The organism is Streptomyces sp. NPDC111656, from assembly GCF_055656965.1.
Genome location: NZ_JBVKCA010000008.1, coordinates 316,455 through 334,398, shown reverse-complemented (window position 1 = coordinate 334,398; position 17,944 = coordinate 316,455). Strand labels below are relative to the sequence as shown.

The following is a 17,944-nucleotide window of genomic DNA, read 5'->3' as shown; positions in this document are numbered from 1 at the left end:
CGCCATGAACCCGGTACGAACGAGGACAGTCTTGGGCCAGGTACGGCAACCCCGGCGTGTACAAGCGTACGACGGGGAATTGGGCGCGGCGGTCGCGCGGGCCCAGGACGGCGACGAGACGGCCTTCGCGGTCGCATACCGGATCGTGCAGCCGGGCCTGCTCGGCTATCTGCGCGGCCTGGTCGGCGACGACGCGGAGGACGTGGCCTCCGACGCCTGGCTGGAGATCGCCCGTGACCTCGGCCGCTTCAAGGGGGACGGGGCCGGGTTCCGCGGCTGGACCTCGACCATCGCCCGGCACCGGGCGCTGGACCATCTGCGCCGCCAGCGCGTACGGCCCCGGCCAGGAGGGACCGAACAGGACGTACTGGACCTGCCCAGCCGGCACAGCACCCATGACGAGGCCCTGGAGTCCCTGTCCACCGAGCGGGCGCTGGAACTGGTCCGCGGGCTGCCGCGGGACCAGGCCGAGGCCGTGCTCCTGCGGGTCGTCGTCGGCCTGGACGGTCCCGCCGCCGCACGCGTCCTCGGCAAGCGCCCGGGAGCGGTGCGCACTGCCGCCCACCGGGGCCTGAAACGCCTCGCCCACCAACTGGGCGTCGCCGGTGAATCGGACAAGGGTGTGACGAATGAGGCTTCCCCCACGCTGGGGGAGTCGAAATGAACGACGCAGGCAACAGTGACCGACTGACAGGATCAGACTCGGAACGCCGAACGAATCGAACCGGTCGAACAGGAACGGAAGCGGACATGGGTGAACGGCTGGGCGGCCACGGAGTTCCTGGCCGTCGACGTGTGCACCCTGGCGGCGCCGCGTCCGACACGCGGGAGGCGCGTGACGCCGCCACCCTGGAAACGGAGCTGGGCGCCGTCCTACGAGGCCATCTCGACCCCGAGGCCGAGCAGCGGGCCCTGACCGCCTTCCGGGCCGCGCACGACACAGGCGCGCACCGGGCGCGTACCCGGCGCCGGGACGACTGGCGGCTGCCCGCGGAGCGGCGCGCCAGGCGTCCTGTGAAGCTGACGCTCGGCGTGGTGTTCGCCAGCCTCACGCTGGGTGGAGTCGCGGTCGCGACCATCGGTTCCGTCGGCTCGTCCACGGACGGTGACGGTGCCGGGCGGGGGACCGCACATCCGTCGGCGGTCGCCCCGGACCAGCCGGGCGGTGGGGCCTCGTCGGCGTCCTCCGGCGTCCCCGGACCGACGGACCGCCCGGCCACCGCCAAGGACACCGAAGCCCACTGCCGCGCCTACGAGCAGGTCAAGGACCGCGGCAAAGCGCTCGACTCGCGAGCCTGGCAGCGACTCGTCACGGCCGCCGGCGGCAAGGACAAGGTCGCCGCGTACTGCTCCGAGCAGCTGGCGCGGACGACAGCCGCGCCGAGCAAGACCACCGGCAACGGCGAGGCGGGGAGCGCCGGCGCCTCCGGCAAGGGCACCTCCGGCGGCACGGACGACACGGCCGGAAACGGCCGGGCAAGCGGCGAGAAGGGCAGCGGGAAGCACAAGTAGCCCCCGCCGTGCCCAGAACATGTCCTCGGTGTCCGGACCCTGGAGATCAGTTCTCCGCCACGCTGAACCACTCGGTGCCGCCGAGCAGGTGCTCGTAGACGGGACGGCCCCGACTGCCGCTGGTGCGGAACGGTATTCCGTGGTCGTCGATCCGTGTGGTTCCCTGACGGCCGCCGCTGGACCACTGCAACTCCACCCACCACTTCACATCGTGGGCACTGGCATGGGCGGTGATGTACAGGACCTCGGGATCGGACTGGCTGACCTTGTAGGGAAGACCGCGCTGGCCGGCCTTCGGCACGATGGTGGGGTGACCGGCGTCGAGGTCCGTGTCGAACGACCTCGTCTCCACGCCTCCGCCGCAGCCCGACGACCCCAGGTACGCGTTCCAGGCCGGGGGCGTGCTCGAGTTGACCACGCGGACGTGCATGGACTCGATGACGACGGTTTCGTCCCCGGTGCCCTGGACGGTCAGCGCCACCCGCTGCCGGTCGGCGGCGATGGCGCCGTGCGCCTTCACCCAGCCCGGCACGTCCTGCCCCATCACCGGCGGCGAGACTTCGTCGGGAGGCCGATTGATCAGGTACTTCCCCTCACACTGCGGGTCGTCCCAGGCATAGGTGCGGGTGCTCACCGTGAGCGGGACCTCATCGCTGTCCCGGGCGCGGCCCGTGTCGGTGCTGTGTACCGACGGCTTCGCGTCGGGCGTCCTGGGGGTTGGGGCCGGGGAGCGGCTCGGACGCGCGGAGGGGGACATGGACGCCGATGGGTGCAGCGTGGAGGCGGTGGAGGCCGGCTGTCCGGAGGAGGTCACGGTGTCGGCCGGCCGGCCGTTCTCCGCCAGGTCCGTTCCCCCGCCCTTCAGGTCGACCGTGAGCGCGGTGGACACGGCGACGACGACGGCGGTGCTCGCCGCGATCAGGGCCCACCGCCTGCGGGCGGTCCGGATGAGCGTCGGCGTGGGGCGAGCGAGGACAGCCGCCTCCGGCGACGGTTCGGCGACGGACCCGGGAGGGCCCCCCGGCTCGCTCTTGGATGTGGGCGCAGTCGCGGACGCGGTCGGCTGCGCCGGTGCGGGCGGGGGTGCGGTGTCCGACACGGCCTCCGGCCGGGGTTGGTCGGTGCGCCCCTGCGCGGAGCATGACTCCTGGCCCGAGTCGGACGTGGACGCTCCGGCCCGGTCCGCGGAGTCCCGGTCCGCGGAGTCCGGTTCCGAATCCGCTGCGGCCCGCCGGGCGCGTTCCCGCGCTGCGTCCGCCAGGACCCAGCGCCGGTGTAACTCGACCAGTTCCTCGGGAGTCGCCTTGCACACCCGGGCGAAGCGGGAGACGGCCGCGTAGTCGGTCGGCACTCCTTCCCCCTTGCAGTACCGGTGCAGCGTCGAGGTGCTCATGTGCGCCCGTTTCGCCAGAGCCTCGTAACTCAGCCCGGATCGCTGCTTCAACTCGCGCAGCAGCGCCGCGAAATCAGCAATCTCCTCAGCCGCCCCCACCAGTACTCCATTCCGTTCGACCTCCCAGGAAGGTCACGTTTCTCCAGTTCAGAGCCGGTGCGCGCATCCCAGCGTCCCGAAATTCCCGATGGAATGGCGGATGGGACACCGCATGGCACAGCCTTGGGCCATCCAAGCACGGCGCCTCGCCGGACACGGTGCTCGGCCCCGCTCAACTCCGCGTTCATGGCCGCCACTTCAGGCGCGCCGACGCGCACCACACGCAGCACGACCAAGACAAGCCCGACCGGCACACATCACAACCGGAAGACCATCTTCCTGATGTTCAGAGAAAGCAGTCCCGTCATGCGTAGCACCACTCGTTTCGTCTCCCGCACGGCCGCCTCCTCCCTGGTCGTCGCCGCCCTCGCGCTCACCGGAATCCAGGCCGCCTCCGCCACCACCACGAAGGCGTCCTCGGTCGTCACCTGCACCACGGCGAACACCAAGCTGACCGTCACCGAGGTGTCCCGCCCGATCAACCACCTGCTGCTCAAGGCCACCAACACCGGCACCAAGCCCTGCTACGCCTACAGCGCCCCCTTCCTGAGGGCCGGCGCCGACGCCCAGGCCCCGCTGCCGTGGGCCGACGAGACCACTCCGCAGTCCGTGCTGGTGCTCGAGCCCGGTCAGTCCGCGTACGCGGGCATCACGACGTACTCCCCCGACGGCGAAGGCGGCGCCAAGGAGAAGACCCTGGGCGTGATCTTCGCCGACAAGCAGGGCAACGCGACCAACACGGAGAAGACCCTGAAGCTGGCGAACGGCGGTGTCTTCTTCAACAGCGCCGCCACCGTCACCTACTGGCAGGACAACGCGGCGGACGCCCTCTCCTGGTAGCCACCCTGGCGCCCCACGACACAGCCACCGTCCGGCCGCACCGGGCCTCCCGCCTTCACCGGGGGGCGCGGTGCCGTCGGTGGCGGTACTCCGGAGATGCTGCGCGGTGCACTGGCTGCGCGCGCAACGTTGTCTGCGGGACCGGCGACCAGGTGGAGCCGTCGGAGACTGGATTGCAGAGCCTGTCGGTGGCGCTTAGCGTGATGTCCGAGACTCCAGGGGCTCTCGGGCGCGAAAGGTCACCCATGCCACAGTCCATGCGCGCGCTCGTAGCGGGAAAGGTGGGCGAGCCGGCCGATGTCCTGCGGCTGGAAACCCGTCCTGTTCCCACGCCGGAAGCCGGTCAGGCGTTGATCCGCGTGAAGGCGACTCCGATTCACGCCAGTGATCTGCACGTGCTGCGTGGCCGCTACGGTTTCTCCCCCGAGTTTCCCACTGTCGGGGGTCACATGGAATGCGTGGGCCGTATTGAGGCCCTGGGCCCGGATACCGAGGGGCTGAAGATCGGCGAGCGTGTGGTGGCCGTTGCTGTACCGGCGATACCCGGGCCGCATGTGGCCGGCACTTGGCAGGAATACCTTGTCGCCGATACACGAAGGCTCCTGCCGGTCCCCGACCATCTGAGCGACTCCAGCGCCTGTCAGCTCGCCGTCAATCCGTTGACCGCGCTGCTCCTGGTGACTCGCGAACTCGACGTACAGCCGGGTGAATGGTTGTTGCAGACGGCCGCGGGCTCCACCGTCGGCCGGCTCGTCATTCAGCTGGCCAGGCATCTGGGTATCCGCACGATCAATGTCGTGCGGCGGCGCGATGCCGTCGAGGAGATCAAGGCGCTCGGTGGTGACGAGGTCATTTGCACGCAGGACGAGGACCTGTTGCAGCGTGTGGCCGAGATCGCGGGATCGGCCGGCGTGCGCAAGGCCATCGACTGTGTCGCGGGCCATGTGGGTGCCCAGGTGTCCCAGGCATTGGCTCCGGGAGGAGAGGTCGTGGTCTACGGCGCGCTCTCCACCCACCAACAGACCGACCCGGCAGCGCTGACGATCCCGCTGTCGGCACGCTCGGTCATCTACGAGACCAAAGTGGTCCGTGGCTTCTGGCTGAACCGCTGGTTCGGCACTGCCTCACCTGCGGATGCGCTGCGCGCGCTGTCCGAGGTTCGCGGTCTCGTCGCCGATGAAGTGCTGAGCATCCCCCAAGGCGAGCCGTTCCCGCTCGAACGCTTCACTGAAGCCATCTCGTTCGCCGAAGCGCCCGCACATGGCGCCAAACCGCTCTTCGTCTTCGAGGACGGCCGGGACGAAGACGACAGGTAGGACGCGGCCCAGCTCGGGCACAGCGTTCCAGGAAGCCGGCGCCGACCTATCCTGCCCGAGGAAGCGGACTTCGACGGGCCCGCCGACGAAGCCTGAGCGAGGAACGGGCACATGCCGTCGAACGAGCCGACGGCCGTGAGACTGCCGCTGTCGTGGCGGTCTCACGGCCCGGGCGGTCGGGTCAGCGGGTGACCATCACGGCGTCCAGGGCGACGGTGGATCGTCCGGGCGTGCTGCCGGAGAGGATCCGCAACTGCACCTTGTGGGTCGTGATCGTGGTGCCGAGCGTGCGGGTGAACACCACTTGCCGGTAGGCGGTCTTCGCGGCGTAGGTGTTCACCGTACCGACCGTCTTTCCGTCCACCACGACCGCGAAGCGCCCGCCGTTCGACTTCCGGGTCGCCACCACGCGCAGTTGGGTGCCGTCCGCCGAGAAGGACACGTACGCGCCCTTGGCGGCGGAGGTGCGTTCGGTGCCCGACCAGGCGGCGGACGCCGCCGCCGACTTCCAACTGCCCGTGTAGTGCAGTGCCGTCGCACGGTCGTCGACCGGGATGCCGGTGGTCGCCGCCTTGCTCCAGGCGCCGGTCTGGCCGGCGTCGTCGTGAGCGCGGACGTAGAAGCGGTAGGTGAGTCCGGACACCGGCTTCACGGGGCTGCCCGCTTTACCGAAGACCGCGGTGGTGGCCGTGGTGCCGGTGCGCCAGGTCTGGAGCGGCCCGAGCTTCCATACACCCGCGCTGTCACGGGTGGCGACCCGCCAGCCGATGTCGTACGATTTCACGCCCGCGGTCTTCGCCGACCAGGTGACCGGCACGGACGCGGTGGTCGCCGCACTGCTCGCGACGGTCGGCGCGGTGACGGTGGCGGCGGGGGCCGCCCGGCGCAGGGTCACCTTGCCGGTGACGTCGGCCGCCGCCCGGCCGGTGACCGTGTCACGCACGGTCAGCGTCCAGGCGTACGCGCCCTCGGTGGCCGCTCCGCCCGTCTGCGTCGTTCCGTTCCACAGCGGTGCGACCTTGCCGCCGGAGGCGGTACCGGTCAGGGAACGCACCTGCGTGGTAGCGGACTTGAGGGTGAGCGTCCAGCTCACCGGCCGGTTGTAGGTCCAGGTGGGGGCCCAGGTGTCGGCCGATCCGTCGCCGTTGGGGCTGAAGCCGGTCGGGGCGGCGACCAAGGCGGCGGTGGGAACGCCCGCCCAGGTCACATGGGTGACGCCGGCGTCGTCCATCCAGGCCGCCCAGGGTGCGTCGCGGTCGACCGCCCACCGCTCGGCGGCAGCCGAGTCGGCCTTCTCCGGGAGGGCGAACAGGGGCTGCGCGGCGGTCGTCGTCCCGCCCAGGGGCTGGGCGTTCAGCGTGACGGCGCCGCCGTCCGTGGACTTGGTGAACGTGTAGAGAACGTCCGTGCCGAGGATCGGCGTGTGTACGGAGGCGTCCACGGTGGTGCCGGCCGAGCCGCGCGCCTTGAGCAGCAGACCGGTGGTGGAGCCGGCCCCGCAGGTGGTCAGCAGGATCCGGGAGCCGCGCACCTGGAGGCCGCCGGGAAGGCAGCTCACGGTGGCGACGGTGGTGGCGGTACCGGTGGCCAGGTCGGTGCGGCGGACCGACCAGGTGGACGTGGTGCCGTTGCGCACCGAGGAGTACACGGCGCCGCCGTTCAGCGCGGAGCCGGAAGGCACTCGCTGCATGTGCCCGTCGGCGAAGGTGTAGAGGAGAAGCGTGCCGTCGGCCGTGGTCGTCCTGTCCGACACCAGGACGCGCTCACCGTCGAAGTCCGCGACGGTCACCGCCGCGACGTTGTCATAGTTCAGCGGTGTGCCGACCGGTTTGCCGTCCTCGTACACCTGGAAATGGCCCGGCTCGGAGGCGCCGCCCTGCTCGACCAGGACCCGTCCCCCGGCTGCGGCCAGGGTCTGGTGCACCAGGCCGCCGGAGTAGGCCAGTACCCGGGAGGGCGTGCTCGCCGAGGCCCCGCTCGGGCCGGCCGACAGGCCCGCGCGGAGCAGGACCCCCTGCCGCCGGGAGGAGTCGTCGGCCGTGTAGAGCGCACCGTCGGACAGCGCCAGCGCGTCCAGTCTGGCGGGGCCGGCGGGGATCGTGGTGGCCTCGCCCGCGACGGTGGAGACCCGGCCGTCGGCGAGCGTCTGGATCGCGGCATCCACGTCGGGCCGGTAGAGCGTCACTCGCATCTTGCCGTCGTCGCCGACCGCGAGGTCGGTGAAGGTCCCGCCGAGGTCCTTCGCTGCCGTGGATCCGTCCCTGGACATGGCGAACAGCTCGGACGCCCCGTCCACCGCGCTCCACTGGTACCAGGCGAGGGTGTCCTCGCTGATCCAGCGCGCCCCGCTGACGGGCAGGGTGACCGTGGACGGGCCGTCCTCGGGCGCCGACCGCCGCCACTCGGTCAGGGTCGCCCCGTCGATGACCCCGACATGGCCGGGGGTGAACTCCAGGCCCTGCGGCAGCTCGTCGGTCGCGGGCTCGGCCACGGTGACCGCCCTGCCGGTGGCGAAGTCGACGTACACGATCTCGTGGTCCCAGCCGGGCGCGGTCCGCCGGAGCACCAGGGCGCCGTGTGCGTCCGAGGCGAGGACTTCGTACTGCTCGTCGTCGGACAGCAGCGTCCGGTCCGCGCCGCCGGGTGTGCGCAGCAGCAGGCGCACCCGGTAGGCGGAAGCGTCGTCGTAGCTCTGCTGGACGAGGATGCCGGCGCCGGCCTGCCCGCGGTAGCGCTCGTCCCCCGCGGCTCCCGAACTGTCGTAGGCGACCGGGAGAACGTCCTGGTCACCGGAGTCGAGATGGCGCAGGGTGACATGGTCGGCGAGCGCACCGTTCGGGTTGGCGGAGGTGGCGATGGCCACCACTCCGTCCTGGACGGACACCGTGTCGACGTTCACCGGTTCGCCGTCGTCCGCGAGCCGGCCAAGGTCCTGAGGGGTGCCTCCGGAGACGGCGAGCCAGCCGTGTGCCGGCGTGTCGGCGGAGGTCTTCTGACGCCAGACGACCGCTGGGCCGGAACCGGATATGTCGTCCGCGGCGGGCACGGAGGTCGTCCGCGCGGCCAGCGTGGCCGACACGTCGGTCGCGGGCACGGCGACGGCCGAGACCGGGATGACGGCCTGGGCCACGACGAACGCCGCGAGGGCGGCCACCGGGACAGCGAGGAAGCGGCGTCTGTGCGAAGGCATGGCAGCCCGATCTCTACTCGAACATCAAGGCGGGGATTCTCACACAGAGGTCCGTCCCGCCCAGCGACGGGATCTTCTTTCGCACCGAACAGAGGGCTTCGGCCTCATGAAGGGCTGCCGGGACGGATCGTGAGGTACATCCACTGGCTCCATACGCCGGTGGTCTGTGCGTCCTTGGTCGGTGGGGTGTAGTGGCCGCGGATCCGGTAGTGATCGTTGCTCGCGAAGAGCTTCGGGGCCCGGGTGTAGCCGTACCACCCGTCGCCGTACAAGGGCACGCAGCTCTGTGAGGTGGCCGGGCGCCAGGCCCCCGAGTAGTAGTGCTCGAGGTACACCGTCGTGCAGCCGCCGGACTGACGGGGAGTGACCTGGAGGTCGAGGCCCATGGTGACTTCGGACTTGTAGAAGACCTGGTAGGTGGTGGATCCGACGCGGGTGGTGGCAAGCGGGTACTGCATCGCCGTCCGGACCGTCGGCGTGAGGGTCGCACGGGTGGTCGCCGTACGCGGCGCGTAGCGGTAGTCACCCGCGAAGGCCGCGCTGAGGACGGTGTTGCGGGTGACCTTGTAGTACGCGACGAGGTTCCCGTGCGCGTCGACCTTGCCGCTCTTGAGCTGCGCCCGCGGCTTGCCCGCAGGCTGGTCGTACAGCGTCACGAGACGGGAGTTGTACGTGGCCCCCAGGTGCGCGGTGACCTTGACGGTCGCGCCGGAGTGGTACGACTTCGCGTCGGTCGTCACACTCAGGCTCGGAGTGGCTCGGGACACCTGTACCTTCGCCGACGCCGTGACCGGTAGGTAGGACGTGCCACCGTCGTAGGTAAAGGCGTAGGTGTTCGCACCGCCGACCTGCGGGGTGTCGTGGAAGGCGAAGCTGCCGTCGGCGGCGAGGGGCACGGTGCCCACCGAGTAACCCGAGGGGTGTGCCAGGTCCGTCTTGACGACGTGGACCGCGCCGGTCCTCGCGTGCGCGTGCGGCCAGGCCAGACGCCCGGTGACGGTCGTCGGCACGGCTCGGCCGGCGGTGGACGCGGCGCTCAGCGTCATCGTGGGCGCGTACTTCGCGACGGGCACGCCGAAGGTCTGGGCGGCCGGGCGGTAGTGGCCGCTTCCGGAGTAGTCGACGCGGAAGCTCAGTGGACCGGTGAGGGGAGCGGTGCCGGAGACGTAGTAGGAGCCGAAGAAGTCGGCCGGCGTGCGTCCCGGGGTGGTCGTCGGGTCCGGGATGAGCACGCCGTCCGGATCGGCGTCGTCGTAGCGGGTGATCCGTACGGCGCCCGGAATCATGGCTTCTCCGGCGTCGAGGCTGAGGGGCGAATCGAAGCCCGCCCGGAACGAATAGGCCTCGCCGGGGGCGAGCGGAGTGGTGGTCGCTCGTCCGTTGAGATGGACCCACGCCGTTTCCGGGTCACGCGCTGTCCGGAGCCTCGGTGTTCCCCCGGAGGCGTCCACGCCCACGGCGTAGAGCCGGCTCCCGTCCGGGGCCCAGGCGAGGCCGTGTACGGCCAGACTCACCGGATACCCGAATGTGTACTGCTCGTAGGAGCCCTCGCCCGTTTCCGGAAATGTCTCGAACGCGTAGTAGTTCTCGCCGCCGGCCACGGTGCCGTCCGGGGCCACGGCGACAGCACTGGGGCCCACCGGCGTGCTGAATCGCCCGTCCACCGCCAGATCCGAGGTGCGGTACCGCTGGTCGCTCGCGCGCAACCAGGACGAGACCGCCAGGTGCAGCCCGTCCGCCGTGACCGCGAAGTCGCTCAGGTCGGGGACGGGCAGCGCCTTCGCGGCCTGCCGGGTCAGCGCACCGCCCTCGGCCTGGTAGGTGACGAAGGCGGAGGTGTCGCCCGTCTGCACGGCGGCCGCGAGTACGCCGGAGGGGGTCGGGGTCGTCGCCAGCGTCGGCGACGCTGCCCAAGTGCCGGAATCCTGCCGCGAAGTGACCGCACCGGACCCGTCGACGGACCCGATGCCGCCGGCGCCTGCGGTGCCGTACCCGAACCAGAGAGTGCCCCCGGCGACGGCCAGCGAGTCCGGACGGGTGCCAGCGCCCGTGCCGTAACGAGCCGACTCGGTCAGGCTCTCCGTACTGATCGCCGCGATCGCGTCCCGGCCCGGGAGAGCCGCGTACAGTGCGGATCCGTCGCCGGAGAGGGCGAGACCGGTGGCACCCGGCTCACCACTGATCGTCGTAGGGTTCCCGCCGTCCAGGTCGGTGACGAGAATGCCGTCGGTGCCGGCGCCGCCGCTGATGAACAGGTGTCCGTGGCGGGCGTCCACGACCATGTGCGCGAAGTGCGCGATCGGCAACGGTACGTCCGACGCCGCGTACGAGTCGACCGCGCCGGGACCGATGACGGTCGTCAGTCCCAGGAGCAACGCTGCGGCGCTTGGCGGCGAGAATCGCACCAGTTTCATGAAAGGCCCCCACATAACCTTCACGATCAAGGAGCGCAACCTAGCACGGGGAAGGTCGCACCGCGGCAGGGGGCGGAGGTCGAGGGCCGGTCCGCGGCGCAAGCGCTGTCGCTTCCCAAGTCGACGATCTCCGCGGCATGTTGGGGCAGCCTCCCGCTGGTCGTGCAGGGGTGGATGGTTCCCGGCGGGGCGCTCCGGGATGGGCGGGTACCGGTTCACAGGATCTCGGCCGTCGCCTCAGCCGCGCCGGGTGAAACCGGAACCGGGCGCACGATGTGCACTCGGCCTCAGAGGGCGATCTTGCCGGGGCGAGCAGACAATGAGCACGAGGGAATCCGGTAGGTGATGCCCGCGAGGGAATCCGGAACATGGTGGCGCGGCTGAGGGCCGCCTGCCCCTCGGTCGAACGCCGGTCCCGGAAAAGGACTGATAGGTGATGTCGGACGAGAGAACCGAACGCATCGCGGATTTCATCGGGCCACTGATCGGGCCGCTACGGGTGGAACCGGGGTCGAAGGTGCGCCTGGACCGGGACTTCGACCCTCGCTACAGGGCCGGTCTGAAGAAGCGGGACGGGGTCGAGCTGCTGCGGACCGGTGTGTCGGTGCTGGCCGAGTACCAGGAGCGGCTGTCCGCCCAGGACACGTACGGCGTGCTGCTCTGTCTCCAGGCACTCGACGCCGGAGGCAAGGACGGGACGATCCGCCACGTGATGAGCGGCGTCAACCCCCAGGGTGTACGGGTCAGCAGCTTCAAGGTGCCCTCCACCGAGGAACTCGACCACGACTACCTGTGGCGTTACGCCCAGCGGCTGCCCACGCGCGGCGAGATCGCCATCTTCAACCGCTCGCACTACGAGGAGGTTCTCGTCGTACGGGTCCACCCCGAGAACCTGGTCCGGCAGAAGCTGCCGGGCGACACACTCGGGCCGGGCGTATGGGACCGGCGCTACCGGGAGATCAACCACTGGGAGCGCTACCTCACGGACAACGGGTTCAAGGTGGTGAAGATCTTCCTGAACCTGTCCAAGGAGGAGCAGCGCACCCGCTTCCTGAAGCGGATCGACCTGCCGGAGAGGAACTGGAAGTTCTCCGCGGCCGACGTCCGGGAGCGGCGCCGGTGGGATGACTACCAGTACGCGTTCTCCGAAATGCTGTCGGCCACGAGTACGAAGTGGGCGCCGTGGTACGTCGTGCCGGCGGACCGGAAGTGGTTCGCGCGGATCTGCGCGGCGGCGGTCCTCGCGCACGCCCTGATGGACATCGATCCTCAGTACCCCGAGGTGGGGGAAGAGACGCGGAAGGAACTGCTCGTCATCAACCGGGAGTTGGAGCAGGAAGCCCCGGCCGGGGCCCCGGCCGATCCGTACGTCTCCCGGCACCCGTCGGCCGCTCAAGCCACCGACCGGCCGACGAAGAAGAAGGCGAAGGCGAAGAAGCAGCACGGTTAGGAGACCTGTCGGATCGGCGGACGACCGGCCCGGACGCATCCGCGGCCACGGATCGGAGGCGGAGCGATGACGGTGCGGTCGGATTCCGTGGGAGAACAGCCGCGTGCTTCGGGGGACGGCTGGTGCACGCGCGCTCCCGAGGAGGTCGTAGCGGCGTTCGGCGTCGATCCCGCGGTCGGTCTCTCCGCGGCACGGGCCGCGGAGCTCCTGACCGCGCACGGCCCGAACTCGCTGCCCGAGGAGAGGCGCACTCCGGCCTGGCGCCGGTTCCTCAGGCACGGTACGGAGGCCACGGCGCGCGTGCGCAGGGACGGTACGGAGGCCGAGGTCCCCGCCGAACAGCTGGTCGTCGGCGACATCGTGCTCATCGCCGCCGGGGACCAGGTGGCGGCGGACGGACGGATCATCGAGGCCGGCGCCCTGCAGATCGACGAGTCGGCGCTCACCGGCGAGAGCGTTCCCGCCTCGAAGGACGCCCGCACGCTGCCGGGCCTAGGACGGCACCCGGCGACCAGCCGAACATGGCGTTCATGAACACCCCGGTCACCCACGGCAGCGGCGTACTCGTCGTGACCGCGACCGGCGCCGGAACCGAAGTCGGCAAGATCTCCGGGAGGCTGTCGGCCACCGAGAAGGAGGTACCGCCTCTCACCAAGGAGCTCGACGCCCTGACGCTGTGGATCACGGGGCGGCGGGCCTGACCATGATCGTGATGTTCGCCCTGGGACGGCAACGGGACCAGGCCTGGGACGTCCTGTTCGTCAGCGCGGTCTCGCCGGCCATCGCCGCCATCGCGAAGTGGAACGCCATCGTCAAGGAACTGCCGTCGGTCGAGACCCTGGCGTTCACGTCAGCGATCAACTCGGACAAGACCGGCACCTTGACGATGAACCAGATGACCGCCGTCGAGGTCGTCACTCCCACCGACCGGTACACCGTCTCGGGCACGGGCTACGGACTCGACGGGAGGATCCACCATGCCGCGGGGGCCTCCACGGGCTCGCGGTGCTGGTGACCCAGCTGGATGACCCAGCAGGACGGCTTCCGCCGCATCCTCGGGACGACGCAGATCAACGCGGGGCAGTTCGGCTGGGCGCTGCTGGCCGCCGTCGCGCTCCTGCTCCTGTGGGAACTGGGCAAGCTCCTGGCCCGTCGGTCGAGAGGCACCTGACGCGCTGACCGCTCACCTGCTACTTCTGATGATCCGGCCCCTCCGGGCGGCAAGACGGCCACTTGTCGAACGTCTCGTCCGGCGCGAGCCGGGACAGCGCCTCCGTCAGGCGCCGGCAGGCCTCTTCGATCTCACGGAGGGTGCGTTTCTGCTCGCTGATGACCGCCGAGAGCAGAAGGGCCGTCAGTGACACGGTGCCGTTGAAGGCCTGCAGGACGACCATCTTGGCGAGGAGATCGTGACTGGCGAACGGACCCGCCCCGGCGGCACCCGCGTCGATCGCGATCACGGAAGCGATCAACGCACAGGGCGCGGCGCCGACCAGCTGGAAGCGGAAGGCGGCCCAGATCAGGAAGGGGACGACGAGAAAGAGCAGGGCGAGCGTGCTGTGCGTGGCCAGCACACTGACCGCGGCCGTGCCGCCGAGCAGGGCGATCGCCTCGACCCAGCGCAGGACAGGTGCGCCGCGTGGCCATCGGACGGTGCGCGCGGCCAGCAGCAACGGCGCGATGACCAGGACCCCCATCGCGTCGCCCGTCCACCACACCGACCAGGTCGGCCAGAAGTCATGGATTGGCAGCGCGCCGGAGGCCACCAGGGCTCCCGTACCGACGGTCGCGCTGATCACCATCCCGCTCAGGGCCCCGAGGAAGACCAGCGCCAGAGCGTCCTGCAGCCGGTCGAGTGCGGTACGGAATCCCACACGCCGCAGGAGGAGGTAGGCGCAGACCGGGGCGAGCGTGTTACCGACCGCGATGGCGAGCACGGGGAGGATCGACGGCCCGAGCATCACGTTGACCAGGAAGGCCCCGAGGGCGATTCCTGGCCACATGCGAAGGCCCCAGAGCATCAGGACGACGACAGCGACGCCGGTGGGCGGCCAGAGCGGCGTGACCTGCCCTCGTACCAGTTGCTGCTCCAGCCCGATCTCGGCGCTGCCGTAGTAAGCGGCCGCGATGGCAGCCAGTTGCAGGCCCTTGACGGTGTACCGCCGGAGCCGCTCACCGCGCGTCGCATTGCTCATCCCCGCCCACCACAGCGATCACACCGGGCGAAGCGTGCCGCACCGGGGTCGTACCTGCCACGCATGCCGCTCATCTTTCGCCCTGCCGCTGTTCCTGGGACCCTCCGGAGCACCACTCGTCCCGGAGCCCTCCGTAACGAAGGACAAGGACCGCGGCGTCGTCGCTGTGGCCGGTGAGATCAGCCACCTTGATCACCTGCGCGGCCAGCTCATCGGGGTCAGTGTGACAGGCGCCGTTGACCAAGCCGGCCACCTGCTTGAGGCCTTCCTCGATCGGATAGCTGGGGCCTTCCACCACGCCGTCGGTGAGCAGCACGAAGGCGCCCACGCCCGTGAGCGGTCGGCGGGTCGACGGGTAGCTCTCGCCCGCCCGGATGCCCAGCGGCAGACCGCCGTCGTTCAGGACGATGTCGCAGCAGCCGTCCGCCATGGCCCAGACGGCGGGGACGTGCCCGGCGCGGGCGTCGGCGAGTTCGCTCGTGACCGGGTCGAAGCGCAGGAACGAACAGGTCACGAACAGCCCGTAGTCCATGGTGACGAGCAGGTCGTTGGTGCGCCGGAGCACCTCCGCCGGGTCCGTGGTGGCGATGGCGACGGCGCGCAGACAGGCACGCACCTGCCCCATGAGAGCCGCGGCCTCGACATCGTGGCCCTGTACATCTCCGATCACGAATCCCACCGAGCCGTCCGGCATGAGGAAGCCGTCGTACCAGTCGCCTCCTATGTCCAGGCCGTCCCGTGCAGGTGCGTACCGTCCCGCCACGTGCAGATATGGCAGGACCGGCAACTCGGCGGCGAGGACCTGGCGCTGCAGCGCGGCAGCGAGTTCCACGCGGGCCTGCTGGACCTTGATCCGGTCCAGTATCCGGCCGGTGAGATCACCGAGCGTGTTCAGCAGCTCTGCGGTCCCACTGGACGAATCGGTGCGGCGGCGGGACATGGCATCACGTTTCAGGTTTTGTCGCATTTGCGCCGTAGGTCACGAGTTCACGGTACCCCTGTTACCGGCAGCGCATCCTGCCGACGCACACCGCGCTGTCACTGCCACGACCAGCGAAAACGGAGCGCTGCGCTCAGTTCGTGGTCGGGACCACGGTGCCGAAGGAGGCGGCGGCGATCCGCTGGACGTAGCGAATCTCGGTGCCGTCGAGGTTGGTCGGGTTGACGGAGTAGACGACCTTGCGGGAGAAGTCGCAGGTGGCGAACACACCGCTGGTCCAGCCGGGGCGGGAACCGGTCTTGCCCCAGACCACGACACCGTTAGAGGCCGTCACCCTCATGATGCCCATGGACATACAGGCACGGCCGGCGTCGGCCTCGGTGCGGCACTGGCTGCTGTGGAAGCTGGGGACGTCGGGGACGGTGAAGAGCTCGGCCTGCTGGGCCGGCGGGAGGAAACGCCCACGGAAGAGAGCGGTCATGAAACGGTCGAGGTCGGCGGGAGTGGAGATCATGCCGCCCTCGGCCCAGGGCCAGGGGCTCTGTTCGGTGACGTCCACCGGGTGCGTGGTGCCGTCCGAGGACGTGACCGTCAGATAGCCGTGGGAGTGCGGGCCGGGCAGGCTCGGGTCGTCGGCGTCGGGGACGTAGGTGTCGTGCAGTCCGAGGGGCCGGGTGATGCGGGATCGCACCTCGTGGGCGAAGGTGTGCCCGGTGATCTTCTCGATGAGCAGGCCGGCGACGTAGTAGTTCATCCCGTTGTACTGCTGCGCGGTGCCCGGCGCGAACTGCATGGGTTGGCCTGCCATCAGGGCGACCACCTGCTGCGGGGTGAAGCTCCTGAGGCGGTTGGCGGCGAACCACTCGGGGCTGCCGTCGCCGAAGTCCGGACCTGCGGCACCGCGCGGCAGGCCGCTGGTGTGGTTGAGCAGCTGCCCGACCTCGACGGGCGGCAGGTCGGCGGGCAGGACGCCCGGAAGGTACTGCTGGACGGGCCGGTCCAGGTCGATCCGGTGATCGGCGGCGAGCTGGAGGACGACGGTGGCGGTGAAGGCCTTGGAGATGCTGCCGATCCGGAGGTGCGCGTCGAGCGGGACGCCCTGACCGGTCTCCAGGTCGCCCACGCCCGAGGTGCCCGACCAGTGGCCCGCGCTGCCGGTGATCCGCAGCAGCGCGCCGGTGACGTCCGCGTTCGGCAGGCCCCCGATGGCCGCCCGGAGCTTTACCGGGTCGAGTCCGGGCAGCGGCGCGCCGGTCGCGGCGACGGTGGCGGGCGCCGGCGCCGGGGTGACGGCGGAGGCGGGAGCGGCCGTACCCGCGGCCAGGGCGACCAGCACGGCGCCGGACGCGGCCACGCTGGACCAACGGGTACGGGCGGCAGAGGAGTTCACAGTGAGGCTCTCCAGAGTGGTGGCGGTCGGACCGGCGGCCTAACGGCCCGGCCACGAGTCTCTTCCGCCCCGACACCCCGGCTCATCAGGGAACGCCCCTGAGCAAACCCTGATCACACCCCGACAACTGACTGCGGGTCAGGAGAGGTCGAGGCCGTCGGCCACCTCGGCGGCGGTGGACGGGGTCGTGAAGGGGGTCGCGAAGGGGGTCGTGAAGGGGGTCGTGATCCGTGCGGACATGGTCACGGTCGCGCTCGCTTCAGGGCGGCCGCGACGGTGTCGCCGATCGGCGTGGTGGGGCGACCGATCAGACGTGACAACTCCCCACTCGTGAAAGCCAGTTCGCCCTGGCCGAAGGACGCGTCGGCGTCCGCCATGATCCCGGCGTACAGCTCGGGCATCCCCGCGCCGACCAGCAGGTCGACGTACGCCTCGACGGTGACCGGCTGGTAGGCGATCTCCTTGTCCGTCTGCCGGCCCAGCTCGGCGGCGAACTCCGCGAAGCTCCAGGCGTGGTCCCCGCTCAGCTCGTACGCCGTGTTCTCGTGGCCTTCGCCGGTGAGCACCGCCACGGCGCCGGCCGCGTAGTCGGCGCGGGTCGCGGAGGCGATACGGCCCTCGCCCGCGGCCCGGACCAGGACGCCGTGCTCGACCACAGTCTCCAGCCGGTCGACGAAGATCTCGCTGTACCAGTTGTTCCGCAGCAGGACGTACGGCAGGCCGGAGTCCACGAGCAGCTTCTCCGTCCCCCGGTGGGCCTCGGTGAGCGGCGCCTCGTGGGTGCCGGCGGCGCTGGTGTAGGCGACGAGGGCGACCCCGGCGGCCCGGGCGGCGTCCACGACGACCTTGTGCTGGGCCACGCGGTCCCTGGTCATCTCACTGCTGGAGATCAGCAGCACCCTGTCACCCGCCGTGAAGAGGCCGTCGAAGGTCTCGGGGGCGTTGTAGTCGACGATCGCGGTCCGCACGCCGTGGGCCGTGAAGGCGGCGCCCTTCTCCTCGCTCCGTACGAGCGCGGTGACCTGGTCGGCCGGGACCTTCTCCAGCAGTCCCTCGACGACCAGACGGCCGAGATGCCCGGAGGCTCCGGTGACGACAAAACTCATGAGGACAACTCCTTGGGAGAGGCGTGAAAGGACGCCGAAGGCCGTGAAGGGCGAGAAGGTCTCTGGCCAAGACCCTAGGAGTTTCTGTCACTCTGCGTG

13 protein-coding genes and 1 pseudogene are annotated in these 17,944 nt (G+C 70.4%); 7 read left to right on the top strand and 7 right to left on the bottom strand.

The window, feature by feature from the left end; genetic code table 11:
- Positions 1-31: 31 nt before the first annotated feature.
- A complete protein-coding gene (locus ACZ7M3_RS25260) occupies positions 32-664 on the top strand; it encodes an RNA polymerase sigma factor (protein ID WP_382121137.1) in 633 nt (210 codons plus the stop codon).
- Positions 665-750: 86 nt separating this feature from the next.
- Positions 751-1,512: a hypothetical protein gene (locus tag ACZ7M3_RS25255; RefSeq protein ID WP_472065793.1), complete on the top strand. Its 762-nt coding sequence runs from the start codon at positions 751-753 to the stop codon at positions 1,510-1,512.
- A gap of 46 nt (positions 1,513-1,558) precedes the next feature.
- Here the strand turns inward: ACZ7M3_RS25255 and ACZ7M3_RS25250 are convergent, their stop codons facing one another.
- Positions 1,559-3,004 carry a helix-turn-helix domain-containing protein gene (locus tag ACZ7M3_RS25250; RefSeq protein ID WP_472065792.1) on the bottom strand — a complete coding sequence of 482 codons (1,446 nt, stop codon included), beginning with the start codon at positions 3,002-3,004 and terminating at the stop codon, positions 1,559-1,561.
- A 306-nt stretch (positions 3,005-3,310) separates the two neighbouring features.
- Between ACZ7M3_RS25250 and ACZ7M3_RS25245 the strand changes: the two genes are divergently transcribed.
- Together ACZ7M3_RS25245 and ACZ7M3_RS25240 are read left to right on the top strand one after the other, a co-directional pair.
- The gene (locus tag ACZ7M3_RS25245; protein WP_472065791.1) at positions 3,311-3,844 is read left to right on the top strand and encodes a DUF4232 domain-containing protein; all 534 of its coding nucleotides are present in this window, start codon (positions 3,311-3,313) and stop codon (positions 3,842-3,844) included.
- Positions 3,845-4,101: 257 nt separating this feature from the next.
- On the top strand, positions 4,102-5,160 hold the full coding sequence (locus ACZ7M3_RS25240; protein WP_472065790.1) for a zinc-dependent alcohol dehydrogenase family protein: 1,059 nt from the start codon (positions 4,102-4,104) through the stop codon (positions 5,158-5,160).
- Between the two features lie 181 nt (positions 5,161-5,341).
- On the opposite strand, the gene ACZ7M3_RS25235 is transcribed toward ACZ7M3_RS25240, so the two are convergent.
- Both ACZ7M3_RS25235 and ACZ7M3_RS25230 read right to left on the bottom strand, forming a co-directional pair.
- Positions 5,342-8,350, bottom strand: a complete 3,009-nt coding sequence (locus ACZ7M3_RS25235) for a hypothetical protein (protein ID WP_472065789.1) — start codon at positions 8,348-8,350, stop codon at positions 5,342-5,344.
- A 104-nt stretch (positions 8,351-8,454) separates the two neighbouring features.
- Entirely contained in the window at positions 8,455-10,764 is a 2,310-nt protein-coding gene (locus ACZ7M3_RS25230; protein ID WP_472065788.1) for a hypothetical protein, read from the bottom strand.
- A 436-nt stretch (positions 10,765-11,200) separates the two neighbouring features.
- On the opposite strand from ACZ7M3_RS25230, the gene ACZ7M3_RS25225 reads away from it, so the two are divergent.
- From ACZ7M3_RS25225 to ACZ7M3_RS25215, 3 genes and pseudogenes are all read left to right on the top strand, one after another.
- Positions 11,201-12,214, top strand: a complete 1,014-nt coding sequence (locus ACZ7M3_RS25225; RefSeq protein ID WP_472065787.1) for a polyphosphate kinase 2 family protein — start codon at positions 11,201-11,203, stop codon at positions 12,212-12,214.
- A gap of 66 nt (positions 12,215-12,280) precedes the next feature.
- Positions 12,281-13,208: pseudogene (locus tag ACZ7M3_RS25220) on the top strand (P-type ATPase actuator domain-containing protein); the annotation flags it as partial.
- Between the two features lie 30 nt (positions 13,209-13,238).
- Positions 13,239-13,385 carry a hypothetical protein gene (locus ACZ7M3_RS25215; RefSeq protein ID WP_472065786.1) on the top strand — a complete coding sequence of 49 codons (147 nt, stop codon included), beginning with the start codon at positions 13,239-13,241 and terminating at the stop codon, positions 13,383-13,385.
- 19 nt (positions 13,386-13,404) lie between these two features.
- Here ACZ7M3_RS25215 and ACZ7M3_RS25210 read toward each other — a convergent pair whose 3' ends face one another.
- From ACZ7M3_RS25210 to ACZ7M3_RS25195, 4 genes are all read right to left on the bottom strand, one after another.
- Positions 13,405-14,409: an MASE1 domain-containing protein gene (locus ACZ7M3_RS25210; protein ID WP_472065785.1), complete on the bottom strand. Its 1,005-nt coding sequence runs from the start codon at positions 14,407-14,409 to the stop codon at positions 13,405-13,407.
- Positions 14,410-14,479: 70 nt separating this feature from the next.
- Positions 14,480-15,349: a PP2C family protein-serine/threonine phosphatase gene (locus ACZ7M3_RS25205; protein ID WP_472065784.1), complete on the bottom strand. Its 870-nt coding sequence runs from the start codon at positions 15,347-15,349 to the stop codon at positions 14,480-14,482.
- Positions 15,350-15,482: 133 nt separating this feature from the next.
- Entirely contained in the window at positions 15,483-16,739 is a 1,257-nt protein-coding gene (locus ACZ7M3_RS25200; RefSeq protein ID WP_472065783.1) for a serine hydrolase domain-containing protein, read from the bottom strand.
- A 242-nt stretch (positions 16,740-16,981) separates the two neighbouring features.
- Complete coding sequence (locus tag ACZ7M3_RS25195) at positions 16,982-17,845, bottom strand: SDR family oxidoreductase (protein ID WP_472065782.1); 864 nt, start codon at positions 17,843-17,845, stop codon at positions 16,982-16,984.
- Positions 17,846-17,944 lie beyond the last annotated feature (99 nt).